Annotated in this window: 11 protein-coding genes; 6 read left to right on the top strand and 5 right to left on the bottom strand. The window is 75.1% G+C overall.

The window, feature by feature from the left end; translation table 11 throughout:
• Positions 1-24: 24 nt before the first annotated feature.
• From ACRWNP_RS31425 to ACRWNP_RS31440, 4 genes are read right to left on the bottom strand one after another with little or no spacing between them, the layout of a single operon-like run.
• A complete protein-coding gene (locus tag ACRWNP_RS31425) occupies positions 25-1,344 on the bottom strand; it encodes a hypothetical protein (RefSeq protein WP_431967391.1) in 1,320 nt (439 codons plus the stop codon).
• Positions 1,341-2,126 carry an ABC transporter ATP-binding protein gene (locus ACRWNP_RS31430; RefSeq protein WP_431967393.1) on the bottom strand — a complete coding sequence of 262 codons (786 nt, stop codon included), beginning with the start codon at positions 2,124-2,126 and terminating at the stop codon, positions 1,341-1,343. Before ACRWNP_RS31430 ends, ACRWNP_RS31425 begins: the two co-directional genes overlap by 4 nt.
• The gene (locus tag ACRWNP_RS31435) at positions 2,123-3,016 is read right to left on the bottom strand and encodes a zf-HC2 domain-containing protein (protein WP_431967395.1); all 894 of its coding nucleotides are present in this window, start codon (positions 3,014-3,016) and stop codon (positions 2,123-2,125) included. The genes ACRWNP_RS31430 and ACRWNP_RS31435 overlap by 4 nt, the downstream gene beginning before the upstream one ends.
• Positions 3,013-3,576, bottom strand: coding sequence for an RNA polymerase sigma factor (locus ACRWNP_RS31440; protein WP_431967397.1), 564 nt, complete (start codon positions 3,574-3,576; stop codon positions 3,013-3,015). Before ACRWNP_RS31440 ends, ACRWNP_RS31435 begins: the two co-directional genes overlap by 4 nt.
• Before the next feature lie 378 nt (positions 3,577-3,954).
• On the opposite strand from ACRWNP_RS31440, the gene lon reads away from it, so the two are divergent.
• Positions 3,955-6,396 carry an endopeptidase La gene (gene lon, locus ACRWNP_RS31445; RefSeq protein ID WP_431967399.1) on the top strand — a complete coding sequence of 814 codons (2,442 nt, stop codon included), beginning with the start codon at positions 3,955-3,957 and terminating at the stop codon, positions 6,394-6,396.
• A 265-nt stretch (positions 6,397-6,661) separates the two neighbouring features.
• Positions 6,662-7,090, top strand: a complete 429-nt coding sequence (locus ACRWNP_RS31450; RefSeq protein ID WP_431967437.1) for a MarR family winged helix-turn-helix transcriptional regulator — start codon at positions 6,662-6,664, stop codon at positions 7,088-7,090.
• Positions 7,091-7,151: 61 nt separating this feature from the next.
• Here ACRWNP_RS31450 and ACRWNP_RS31455 read toward each other — a convergent pair whose 3' ends face one another.
• A complete protein-coding gene (locus tag ACRWNP_RS31455) occupies positions 7,152-7,997 on the bottom strand; it encodes a hypothetical protein (RefSeq protein WP_431967401.1) in 846 nt (281 codons plus the stop codon).
• Between the two features lie 363 nt (positions 7,998-8,360).
• Between ACRWNP_RS31455 and ACRWNP_RS31460 the strand changes: the two genes are divergently transcribed.
• From ACRWNP_RS31460 to ACRWNP_RS31475, 4 genes are read left to right on the top strand one after another with little or no spacing between them, the layout of a single operon-like run.
• A complete protein-coding gene (locus ACRWNP_RS31460; RefSeq protein WP_431967402.1) occupies positions 8,361-10,946 on the top strand; it encodes a sensor histidine kinase in 2,586 nt (861 codons plus the stop codon).
• Positions 10,946-11,461 carry a roadblock/LC7 domain-containing protein gene (locus tag ACRWNP_RS31465; protein WP_431967403.1) on the top strand — a complete coding sequence of 172 codons (516 nt, stop codon included), beginning with the start codon at positions 10,946-10,948 and terminating at the stop codon, positions 11,459-11,461. The genes ACRWNP_RS31460 and ACRWNP_RS31465 overlap by 1 nt, the downstream gene beginning before the upstream one ends.
• The gene (locus ACRWNP_RS31470; protein WP_431967405.1) at positions 11,461-11,886 is read left to right on the top strand and encodes a DUF742 domain-containing protein; all 426 of its coding nucleotides are present in this window, start codon (positions 11,461-11,463) and stop codon (positions 11,884-11,886) included. The genes ACRWNP_RS31465 and ACRWNP_RS31470 overlap by 1 nt, the downstream gene beginning before the upstream one ends.
• 1 nt (position 11,887) lies before the next feature.
• Positions 11,888-12,490, top strand: a complete 603-nt coding sequence (locus tag ACRWNP_RS31475; RefSeq protein ID WP_431967407.1) for a GTP-binding protein — start codon at positions 11,888-11,890, stop codon at positions 12,488-12,490.
• Positions 12,491-12,506 lie beyond the last annotated feature (16 nt).

The following is a 12,506-nucleotide window of genomic DNA, read 5'->3' on the forward strand; positions in this document are numbered from 1 at the left end:
CCTCCTCGACGGGTCCGGTGGGGGTCACGGCGCCGGCACCCCGCCGATGTCGCAGGCCCGGACGCCGGCCAGGTAACGGCCCAGCCAGGCGCGGCGGTCGTCGGGCGTCATGGCGCGCAACCGGTCCGCCGCCGCGCGCGCGAGGCGGTTCCCGGCCCCGTCGGCGGGGGAGAGGGGTCGCCCGAGGCGCAGCCACTCCTGGGCGGCGTACTCATTGGCGTGGGCGCGCGCACCGACCTGGTTCCTCTCGCACGGAGCCGTGGAGGAGACGGCGTACACGAAGTCCCGGTAGAGCATGCCGTCGTCGCCGAGGCGGCCTCGGAAGACGCCGCCGTACAGCTGGAACCGGACCTCCCCGGGCGGCGCCGTCTCCGGCGATCCCCCCTCGCGGTACCGGACGGGCGCTCCCGGGGCGCCGTCCAGCCGGGCGTCGATGCGGTCCACCACCGCGCGTACCGCGGGCAGCGCCGAGCCGTGCACCGCGCGGACGCACACCGTCGGGGTGCCCTGGTCGCAGACGAGCGCGGAAGCGGCGGGGTCGGGACGCCACAGATCGTCGTCGCTGCGGTACAGGACGGACGCGGCCGCGACGGCGACGACCAGCGGCAGAACGGCGATCACCCGCCGCCGGGCGTGACCGGCCAGCAGCGCGGCGGCGGCCGGTCCGGCGCACCACACCGCCGCGACGGGGCCCGCCCACCAGACCGGGGCGTCACCGGGGGGACCGGCGTACGCGGGGCTGAGCACCGTGGCGCCTGACTCGCCGTAGGCGCCGATGCCGAGCAGCAGATACCCGGCGACCGCGAGCAGCGGTGCCGTGAACCGCCAGGGCAGGGCCCGCCCCGCCGCGAAACCGAGCGCGCCCATGGCGGCCAGCGCCACCGCGTCGGCGGCCGGCCGGTCCCACGAGGGGTGGCCGTAGGACGCGTACGGCAGGACCAGCGCCAGACACAGGCCCGCTGCCGTCAGATAGCCCAGCACCGGCCAGACCATCGACGGCAGGGCCGCCACCAGCGCCCTGCGCAGCGGTGACCGCGCGGCCGAGGCGAGCAGGTCGCCGGTGCCGCGCCGCCGTTCGCGCCCGCCCTGCCAGCAGCCCGCGGCGAGGGCGAGCGGACCGCCGAGGAGCAGGCCCGCCTCGCGCAGCGAGCCGTGGAGCACCGCCCAGCTGTCCCCCAGCGAGTACCGCCTGGCCAGTACGGCGACGAGGACGCCGCCGGCCACGGCGACCCCCGTCCACGGCCCGTAGCCGCGCAGCAGCTCGGTGCGGGGGGCGCGCCGCGCACGGGGCGCGGCGGCGGGAGGTGCCTGCGGAGGGGAGACCAGGGTGTCCGTGGTGCTCATACGGCGGCCTCCCGGACGCCGGCGGCCGCGGCGCGGTGGCGGCGCAGCGCCGCCGTGTAGCCGCGCTCGATCGGGCTGTCCCCGGCCCCGTCGTCGTCCCCGGCCGCGGCCAGTTCCGCCGCCGTACCGCGGAAGGCGACCCGGCCGCCGGCGAGCAGCGTCACGTCCGTGCAGGCGGCGGCCACGTCCTCGACGAGGTGGGTGGCGACCAGGACGGTCGCGGTGGCGCCCACTTCCCTGAGCAGGGCGCGGAACTCCACCCGCTGCTCCGGGTCGAGGCCGGCCGTCGGCTCGTCGAGCAGCAGCAGGTACGGGTCGTTGACGATGGCCTGGGCGATGCCGACCCGGCGCACCATGCCGCCGGACAGGGTCCTGAGCTTCGCGTCGGCACGGTCGCCGAGGCCGACCCGCTCCAGTGCCCGCTCGACGGCCGCCGGTACCGCGGTCGCGGGCATCTCCTTGAGCCAGGCCACGTAGGCCACGAACTCGCGCGCAGTGAAGCCCGGGTAGTAGCCGAACTCCTGCGGCAGGTAGCCGAGGCGCCGCCGGATCGCGGTGCGCCCGGGCTGGGTCGCCGGATCGTGGCCCAGCAGTTCCAGGCGGCCCGACTGGTGCCCGGCCACGGTGGCCAGCACCCGGATCAGCGAGGTCTTCCCGGCGCCGTTGGGGCCGAGAAGCCCGTGGACTCCGCGCCCGAACCGCAGGTCGAGGGCTTCCAGGGCGGTGGTCCTGCGGTGTCTCACGGTCAGACCGTCGACGGAGACGGTCGTCTCGGTGCTCATGGGCGCTCCAGGTGGTCGAAAGAGGTACGGCGAAGGATCAGAAGAAGGGCGCAGGCGGCGCCGGCCGCGGCCCAGGCGGGCTGCGCGGTGGGGGAGAGCAGCAGGGGGGCGGACTCGGGTGGGAGCCCGCACAGGACGACCGCGCACAGCCAGCCCCCGGTCACCACGGCGGCGGCCCGGTGGCAGCCTGTCCAGCTGCCCAGCGCGAGCGTGGCCCCGGTGAGCACGAGGCCCGGCAGCAGCCACGCCACCGCCGCGCCCGTGCCCGCCAGGACGCCTCCGGCGGCGGTCAGCAGCGGCACGCACACCGCCAGCACGGCTCCGGTGCGCGTCAGCAGCAGCCGCAGCCCGCCGGAGGGCGTCGACGCGGCCAGCTCGTGGGCCGGATCGCCGTACCGCCCGTACGCGAGGGCCACGCCCACCGGCGGCAGCGCCGGGGTGAGTACCAGCAGCCAGGGGCGTCCCTGCGGCGCCCAGCCGAAACGTGTCAGCGCCACGGCCGCCGCCAGCATCAGCAGCACCGACGCCACCCAGGCGGGACGCAGCGTGCGCGCGGAGCGGACCGCGGCGAGCCAGGGCCGGGCAGCGGCCGTCCGCGGCTCCGCCCTCGGCGGCGAGGTGCCCGCGGCCGCGGCGAGCACGGCGTCCCGGACCTCGGCGAGGACCGCTCCGCCCGCGCCCGCCCGGACCAGCGCGGAGATCCGGGCGGAGCAGGCCGCGCACGACTCCAGGTGCTTGTCCACCGACCAGGCGGCGGTGTCGGCGAGGGTGCCGTCGGCGTAGGCGGCGGCGGTGTCCTCGGGTACGTGCCAGGCGCCGCGGTTCCGGCGCGGGGCCGAGCGCGGGGTCGACGGGGAACGCCGGGGGCGCCCCCGGGCCGGGGTCATCATGCGGTACCTCCCGCGGGGTCGAGGGCCGCGAGGGCGGCGCGCAGTTCCCGGCGCGCTCGCGAGGCCCGGGTCTTGACGGTGCCTTCGGGGATGCCGAGCAGGCGCGCGGTCTCACGGGTGGTGAGGCCGTCGATCACGGTGGCCCGCAGCACGGCCCGCAGCTCCGGGGAGATCCGGTCGAGCGCGGCGCCCACGTCGCCGTACTCCAGCCCGGCCAGGACGTGCTCCTCGGCGGAGGGGGTGGTGCCCGGTTCCTCGGCGGCCAGCAGGTCGCGGGTGCCGGCCCGCGCCGCGGCGCGGCGGGCGTCCGCCAGTCGCCGAACGGCGATCACCCACAACCAGCCGCCCACGGCTCCGCCGCGATGGCCCCGCGCGGAGCGCCAGGCCGTGACGAAGGTGTCCTGCAGCACCTCACGGACGGTCTCGGGGTCGGAGCAGCGCCGCGTGAGCCGGGCGTGCAGCCATCCGGAATGGCGGTCATACAGATCCGCGAGGGCCTGGGCGTCGCCCCGGGCGATCGCGCGCAGGAGCGCGTCGTCCCCGGGGGGCTCGTGGCTCATGGGCCGGAAGAGTCTCACACCCCTCTATCGCCGCCGCTGCCGCCGGCGGTTCTCGGGGGCGCGTGTCCGGTGAGGCCGGAGGCCGCGTCTGCCGACGGTCGTGGCCGGCGAGGCGAGGAGTCCACCCCGCGGGCCCGAAGCCAGCCCCTCTCAGTGGCTGCCGCCCGGCTCGGAACAGCCGGTCTCCGGACACGTGCTCCCGGTTCGCCCGCGCCGGGCGCCGACGGGCGGGCCGCGCAGACGCCGATGCCGTCGGTGTCGCCGTCGACACGGTGCGCGCCGCGGCTGATCGCTCAGAGCGAACGCGGCCTGGGGAACACCGAGGGCATCAGATGCATTGAGCCTGTGTAGCTCAACTTCATTGCTTAGGGAGAGATAATGGCTCAATCGTCTTCGTCGGCGTTCGCGCCGCTCACCCTGCCCGTGCTGCCCCTCGACGACGCGGTGGTCCTGCCCGGCATGGTCGTGCCGGTGGACCTGACCGACGCCGAGGCGCGGGCCGCGGTCGAGGCCGCCCAGGCCGCACAGCGGTCCGGTCGGCCCGGTCTCGGCAACAAGCCGCGGGTCCTGCTCGTTCCCCGGGTCGACGGGGACTACGTGGGCGTCGGCACACTGGGCACCGTCGAGCAGGTGGGACGCCTGTCGGACGGCGATCCCGGTGCCGTGCTCCGTGCCGTGAGCCGCGTGCGCATCGGCGCAGGCACGACGGGCCCCGGCGGCGCCCTGTGGGTGGAGGGCACCGAGCTCTCCGAGCCCGCACCGGCCGAGGCCCCCGGCACCGTCGCGGAGCTCATGAAGGAATACAAGGCGCTGGCCACCAGCTGGCTGCGCAAGCGGGGCGCCTGGCAGGTCGTGGACCGCGTCCAGCAGATCGAGGACGTCTCGCAGCTCGCCGACAACGCCGGCTACTCCGGCTTCCTGACCACCAAGCAGCGCATCGAGCTGCTGGAGACCCTGGACCCGGTCGCCCGGCTGCGGCTGGCCACGCAGTGGCTGCGCGACCACCTGGCCGAGCAGGACGTCGCCGAGACCATCCGCAAGGACGTCCAGGAGGGCATGGAGAAGCAGCAGCGCGAGTTCCTGCTCCGCCAGCAACTGCAGGCCGTCCGCAAGGAGCTGGCCGAGCTGAACGGCGACCCGGAGGACGAGGCGGACGACTACCGTTCCCGCGTCGAGGCCGCCGACCTGCCCGAGAAGGTGCGCGAGGCCGCCCTGAAGGAGGTCGAGAAGCTGGAGCGGTCCAGCGACGCGTCCCCCGAGGGCAGCTGGATCCGCACCTGGCTGGACACCGTCCTGGAGCTGCCGTGGAACACCACGACCCAGGACGCCTACGACATCCCCGGCGCGCGGGCGGTGCTGGACGCCGACCACGCGGGCCTGGAGGACGTGAAGGAACGCATCACCGAGTACCTGGCCGTGCGCAAGCGCCGCACCGACCGCGGACTCGGGGTCGTCGGCGGCCGTCGCGGAGGCGCGGTGCTGGCCCTGGTGGGCCCGCCCGGCGTCGGCAAGACCTCGCTCGGCGAGTCCGTGGCCCGCGCCATGGGGCGCAAGTTCGTGCGCGTCGCGCTCGGCGGCGTCCGCGACGAGGCGGAGATCCGCGGCCACCGGCGCACCTACGTGGGCGCGCTGCCCGGCCGTGTCGTCCGCGCCATCAAGGAGGCCGGGTCGATGAACCCGGTGGTCCTGCTGGACGAGATCGACAAGGTCGGCTCCGACTACCGCGGCGACCCGGCCGCGGCCCTGCTGGAGGTCCTGGACCCGGCGCAGAACCACACCTTCCGGGACCACTACCTGGAGGTCGAGCTGGACCTGAGCGACGTGGTGTTCCTCGCCACCGCCAACGTCCTGGAGGCCATCCCGGAGCCGCTGCTGGACCGCATGGAGCTGGTGCGGCTGGACGGCTACACCGAGGACGAGAAGGTCGTCATCGCCCGTGACCACCTGCTGCCGCGCCAGCGCGAGCTGGCCGGGCTCGGCGAGGACGAGGTGACGGTCGACGACGCGGCCCTGCGCAGGCTGGCCGGGGAGTACACCCGCGAGGCGGGGGTGCGCACCCTGGAGCGGTCGATCGCCCGCATCCTGCGGAAGGTCGCCGCCAAGCACGAGCTCGGCGAGCGCGAGCTGCCGTACACCGTGACCCCGGAGGACCTGCGCGAGCTCATCGGGCGGCCGCACCACGTGCCGGAGTCCGCGCAGGACCCGCAGGAGCGGCGCACGGCGGTGCCGGGCGTGTCCACGGGTCTGGCGGTGACCGGCGCGGGCGGTGACGTCCTCTACATCGAGGCGTCGCTGGCCGACCCGGAGACCGGCGGCAGCGGACTGCAGCTCACCGGCCAGCTGGGCGACGTGATGAAGGAGTCCGCGCAGATCGCGCTCTCCTTCCTGCGCTCGCACGGCGCCGAACTGGAGCTGCCGGTCGGTGACCTGAAGGAGCGCGGCGTCCACCTGCACGTCCCGGCGGGCGCGGTTCCCAAGGACGGGCCGAGCGCGGGCATCACCATGACCACGGCGCTGGCCTCGCTCCTGTCGGGGCGCCGGGTCCGTGACGACGTGGCGATGACCGGCGAGGTGTCGCTGACCGGGCGTGTGCTGCCGATCGGTGGCGTCAAGCAGAAGCTGCTGGCGGCGCACCGTGCCGGGATCACCACCGTGGTGATCCCCAAGAGGAACGAGGCGGATCTGGACGACGTCCCCGCCGAGGTCCTGGAGAAGCTGGAGGTCCACGCGGTCTCGGACGTCCGGCACGTGCTGAAGCTGGCCCTGGTGCCCGCCGTCACCGAGGCGGACTCCGGCCTGGAGGCCTCGGTCGCGGCCTGAGCCGAGGCCCCTGACCGGGTGAATGGACAGCGGCCCCTCCCACGGCCTGAGGAGGGGCCGCTCCCGTGCGTGCGGCCCGCGGCGGGCGCGGGCCGGTCGCCGGGACACCGGACGCGGAAGGGCCCCTGGTCACGCCGTTGGTGCACGCCTGCGAAATACTGGGGACGCTGCGCGTACGGCGGCCGGAGACGAGTAGTTCTCACGACGGAAGGCGGGTGACCAGGTGGCCGGAACCGCCGGCTCCCCCAGGGAGGCGGACCCCGTGATGGAGGCGCTCGAACGCGAGCTCACCGTCCTGTTGCGGCGTGCCCGCGCCTCCTCCGGCGAGATGGCCCGCGAGGTCCACCCGGACCTGGAGCCCGCGGCGTACGGGATTCTCGCCAGGCTCGCCGAGACCGGCCCCGAGCGGGCCACCGTGCTCGCCGGCTACTTCGGCGTCGGCAAGGCCACGATGAGCCGTCAACTGCGCGCCCTGGAGGTGCTCGGGCTCATCCGGCGCGAGCCCGACCCCGCCGACGGCCGGGCCTTCCTGGTGCAGCTCACCACGGAGGGCGCCGAGCGCTTCTCACGCGTCCGCCAGGCCCGCCGGGCGCGCTACGTCAACCGCCTCAGCGGCTGGGACCGGGACGAACTGCGGGAACTGGCCCGGCTGCTGGGCCAGCTGAACGCCTCGCAGGAGCAGGAGAGCGCGTAGCGCCCGACCCGTGGGGTCCCCGACCCGTGTGGTCCTGCGCCCGGCGTACGCCATGCCGCCGTCACCACCGGGCGAACACCGCGGTCGCGTCGTCGCGTGCCTTGCCGCGCGGGAAGTGGATGCCTTCCGGGTCCGCGTGCTCCGCGGCGCGCACGCGCCGCAGGAGCTCCTCGGGGCCGGCCTTGCGCAGCAGCGTGAACGTGCCCCGCCAGTCCTGCTCGTGGAAGACCTCGACCAGCCGGGCGGCGCCGTCCGTCAGGGCCGCGACCGCGCGGACCTGCGAGCGCGGCCGGGTGCCGGTGACGGCGCGTGCCGCGACCGCGGGGTCCGCCGCCGCGGTGAAGAAGCCGCCCTCGACGTTGCGCAGGGCCTCCACCGCCCGCCCGTACTCCGCCGCCGCCGCGGCGCGGGCGGCGGTGCCGCGCGGCAGGGCACGCACCGCGGCGCGCAGCGCGGGCACCGGACCGGGCAGCCGGCGCAGCCGGTCGTCGAGCACGGCACCGACGTGACCTACGGTGTCCTCGATGAGCAACACCGAGTCGGATAGCACCAGATGCTCCAGGGTGTCCGCATTCCAGCGGACCGCCACCACGGTCGCCTGCGGGGTGCGACGGTGATAAAGGTCACAGGTGTCGCGGTGCGCGTCGGCAGTGCGCCGGAGGGATTCCGCGAGACACTCCGCCAGGCTCGGGGCCGCGGGCGAAACGGACAGTTCGATCATGGATCCGCCCAGGTGGGCGACGTACCAGGGGACGTCGTGACGGCATCCGGTGAGGCCGTCGGGAGGGGTCACGCCGTCCAGCAGGACCAGTGAACCGCCGCCGCCTGACGCGGGCATGGCCACCGCGACGAAGTCCTCGTTGGGGCGTCCGGGGCTGCCGGGCTCGGTCGCCGTCTCGATGCGCATGCGGCCAGTCTCCAGCAACCGCCCGGGGGAGCTGTTCGAACCCCGGGGGTGGTCACCGGGGGTTACCGGTGAGTGAAGGTGCGCATCCTGCCAGGGCGGCGGCTCCGATGCCAGTTCCGGATCCGGCCGACCGGCAGACGCACGCGTAACGATCCAGTCGGGGAGTTGAACGTCAACTTGTCGGTGCGATTCACTCGTTCGAGTGTCGGGGCGGGGGACGCACATCCGCATTCCGGGCCGGCCTGAGAAGGTCGGGACGATGCCGGGATGAGGCCAGACGTTGCCGTGCTCGGCGCTCGGCGCTCGGCCGATGTGTCGTCATCTCGAGACCAGTTGACAGGCGAGACGGGATAGCGAGCACCGGTGCGAACACGACGTAACCCGCGGACCAAGCGCGTACGGCAGAGACTGCTGGGCGCCCTGCTGATCTGCGCCGTCACGGTCCTGGCCGCGTCCGCTCCGGGCGTGGCCACCGGCGTGCGCGATCTGGCCGAGTCCCAGCGGCTGGTGGGCATGGCACGGCTGGAGGCCCAGGCGGTCTCGTTGTCCCACGCCCTGGCAGACGAACGCGACGGCATGGCCGTCCACGTGGCCGGCGGCCGTTCCGCCGAGGGCGGCACGGGTGTCTCCGGGACCCAGCGGCAGCGGGTCGACCGCCAGACCGAGGAGGTGCTGGCGGCGGCGGCCGACGCCGACACCGACGACGCCCCGGCCTTCGCCGACGCGACCGCCGAGGTCGTCCGGCAGCTTCGGGAACTGCCCGCCGTCCGGCGGAAGGTGCTCTCCGGCCCCGGCCCCGGCTCCGCCGAGGCGGTCGTCGCGGCCTACGACCCGGTGATCCGGGCGCTGAACGGGGTCGGCTCCGCCGTCGCCCGCTCGCTGCCCGCCCGCGGTGCCTCCGCCGACACCACCGCGCTGCCCGACCTCGCCCGCGCCGTCGACCAGGCTTCCGTCCAGCGCGGCCTGCTGGTCGGCGCGCTCACCGCGGGCGGCGAGCAGTCCGACCTGGTCGGCGCCGCGCAGACCGCCGCCGTCAGCGAGCGGTCCGCGCTCGCCGGCTTCCGCGGCGGTGCCTCGCGGGCCGCGGTCGAGCAGTACGACCAGACGGTCACCGGCTCCGACGTCAACCTGGCCGACAAGCGCCTGAAGCAACTGCTGAACGGCTCCTCGCTGTCCGCCGCCGACCACGCGCTGAAGCCGGGAGCGGTCCAGGCGGCGCTCTCGGCGCGGGTCGACATGATGCGCGGCGTCGAGTCCTCGCTCGCGGCCGCCGCCGCCGACCGGCTCGCCGCGCTGCGCGACGACGACGTGACGGCCCTCGAACTCCACGTCGCCCTCGCCTCGGTGTGCTTCCTGCTCGTTCTCGGTGTCGGCGTCTCCACGGCCCGCTCGATCACCCGGCCGGCCGCCGCGCTGGGCCGCTTCGCCCGTGGGGACGTCCCCGCCGGGGAACAGGTCAGAGTCGTCGGCTCCGACGAGTTCGCGGCGACGGCCCGGGCCGTCAACGCGCTCCGCGCCGAGGTCGCCGGGCTGCGCGGGCGCGTCGCCGATCAGGACGCGGAGCACACCAGGCTCCAGGGCGTACGGGACGCCCTCGCCGCGGAACGCGACGCGCTGCACGGCCGGCAGGAGGCACTCACCGCGCGCCTGGGCACCCTGCGGGGCGACGTGCACGGCACCTACGTCAGCCTGACGATGCGCACCCTCGGTCTGGTCGAGCGCCAGCTCACGCTGATCGAGCGACTGGAGGAACTCGTCCACGACCCGGACGAGCTCGCCCAGCTGTTCAGGCTGGACCACCTGGCCACCCGGATGCGCCGCAACAGCGAGAACCTGCTGCTGCTCGCCGGCGCCGAGCACGGCCACGCACACCCCAAGCCCGTCCCGCTGGTCGACGTGGCGCGCGCCGCGGTCTCCGAGATCGACAAGTACGAGCGGGTCCGCATCCAGCAGTTGCCCGCGGGACGCATCGCCGGCTTCGCCTGCGACGACCTCAGCCACCTGATCGCCGAGCTCCTGGAGAACGCGGCCGCGTTCTCCCCGCCGGAGACCGAGGTGGAGCTGTCCGGCTGGACGCTGGAGAGCGGCGAGCTGATGCTGTCGGTCGAGGACCAGGGCATCGGCATCCCCACGGCCCGGCTGGACGAGCTCAACGCGCTGCTGACCGAGGCGGATCCCGCGGAGCACGCCTCCGGTGCGGAGGCCACCGGCATCGGCGTCCACGTCGTCGCCCGGCTCGCCGCCCGGCACGGCATCCGCGTCCAGCTCCGCGACGCCAAGCGCGGCGGCACCACCGCCGTGGTGGTCGTCCCCGCGGCGCTCACCGCTCCCGCGCAGGACCCGGAAGGCCCGCAGACCCCGGTGGAGGCGGCCGTCGCGGGCGAGCCGTGGCGGCCGCGCGAGGCGCAGCGGCGTGCGCGCGAGGAGCGGGCCGGGGAGCCGGAGCGGACGGCACCGGCGGCCGTGGAGCCCGTGTGGGAGCCGGCGCCCGGGCCGGGCGACACAACCGGGCCCGGGGGCCACGCCGTCGAGCACGCCCGCGCCGACCAGCCCGCCCCCGCACCGGAAGCCGCGCCGGCACCGGCCGAGGCGCCCGCGACTTCGCCCGCGGCGCCCGCACCGGACTCCGCGCGGGTGCCGGAGGGCGCGGGGCTCACCGCCAAGGGGCTTCCGCAGCGGGTGCCACGGTCCACGGGGCTCTCGGGTGAACCGCAGGTCCGCGGACGGGCCCGGCAGGGCGGCGGCGTCGACCCGGAGGAGCTGCGGCGCAAGCTCGGCGGCTTCGCCCGGGGCCTGCGCGACGGCCGGGCGGAGGCCGAGGCCGAGACGCGGGAGATCCGGCGCGGCCTGCCCGCCCCGAGGACGGCCGCGGACGCGGCCGCGACGGCAGGCAGTTCGGGGGGACACCAACAAGTCGAAGCCGAAGGCGTCGAGGAGGCACGCGGTTGATGTCGGCCGGTACGGACACCCAGAGTGAACGGGGCCTGAGCCACGAGGCACGTAGCCTCCAGTGGCTGCTGAGCAATTTCGTGGAGGACGTGCCCGGGGTCCGCTCCGTGGCCGTCGTGTCCTCGGACGGACTGCTGCTGCTGACCTCGGAGCCCGAGGACGAGGCCGGCGCGGCGGACGAGGACGCGGCGGACGGCGCGGCCGAACGGCCCAAGGGCCCGGCGGGCACCTCCGCCGACCTGGCCACGGTGGTCTCCGGCATCGCCTCGCTGACCGACGGCGCCGCGCGCCTGATGGACGGCGGCGGCGTGCGCCAGACGGCGGTCTCGATGGAGAACGGCAGTGTGTTCGTCATGACGATCGGGGACGGTTCGCTGCTCGGCGTCAGCGCGGACGCCGAGTGCGACATGAGTGTGGTGGCCTACCACATGGCCCTGTTCGTGGGCCGGGCCGGGCATGCGCTCACCCCCGCGCTCCGTACGGAGCTGCGTCACGCGATCGAGGGGGGCCGCTGATGCGCCGTCCGCTGATCGCCGCGGCCCAGACCGCCGCCGCGCTCCCGGTACGGGGCGCCGGGCGCAGGGCCGCCCGGGTGCGGCCGTACGCGCTGACCGGCGGCCGTACGTCCTTCGGCCACGTGCTGCTGGTGGAGACCTTCGTCGCGACGATCGACGGCTCCACCGAGCGCCGGGAGCTGACCTCGGGCAGCTGGGCCGAGCGCGTCATGCCGGAGATGCGGGCCATCGTGGAGCTGTGCCGGCGGATGCGTTCGGTGGCGGAGATCTCGGCGCTGCTGCGCATGCCGCTCGGTGTCGTCCGGGTGCTGCTCAGCGACCTGGCCGATCAGGGAAGGATCCGCGTGTACGGGACCGGGCACGGGCCCGGGGCCCCGGATCGCGCGCTGCTGGAAAGGGTGCTCGGTGGACTTCGCAGGCTCTGACATGCCGTCCCTCGCGGAAGAAGACGGCCTGCAGGAGTGGCAGCTGGACGTGAGCCGTGCCCCCACCTCGACCAAGATCGTGGTGGCGGGCGGCTTCGGCGTCGGCAAGACCACCTTCGTCGGCGCGGTCTCGGAGATCACCCCGCTCACCACCGAGGCGGTGATGACACGGGCCAGTGAGGACATCGACGACCTCGGTTCCACCCCGGACAAGACCACCACCACGGTGGCGATGGACTTCGGCCGGATCACGCTCGACCGGGAGCTGGTGCTCTACCTGTTCGGGACCCCCGGCCAGCAGCGCTTCTGGTTCATGTGGGACGACCTGGTGCGCGGGGCGATCGGCGCGGTCGTCCTCGCCGACACCCGCCGGCTGGCCGACGCCTTCCCGGCGCTGGACTACTTCGAGAGCAGCGGCCTGCCCTACGCCGTGGCGGTCAACCACTTCGAGGGCACCACCGCCTACGACGAGATCGACGTCCGCGAGGCGCTCGCCGTGCCGGACGAGATCCCGGTGGTGATATGCGACGCCCGCGACCGCCAGTCGGTGATCCAGGTGCTGCTGGCCCTGGTCAAGCAGGCCCTCGTCGCCCAGCCGGAGTAGCAGTCTTCCGGGGGAG

Origin of the sequence: Actinacidiphila sp. bgisy160 (genome assembly GCF_965342435.1) — a bacterium.
GTDB lineage: Bacteria > Actinomycetota > Actinomycetes > Streptomycetales > Streptomycetaceae > Actinacidiphila.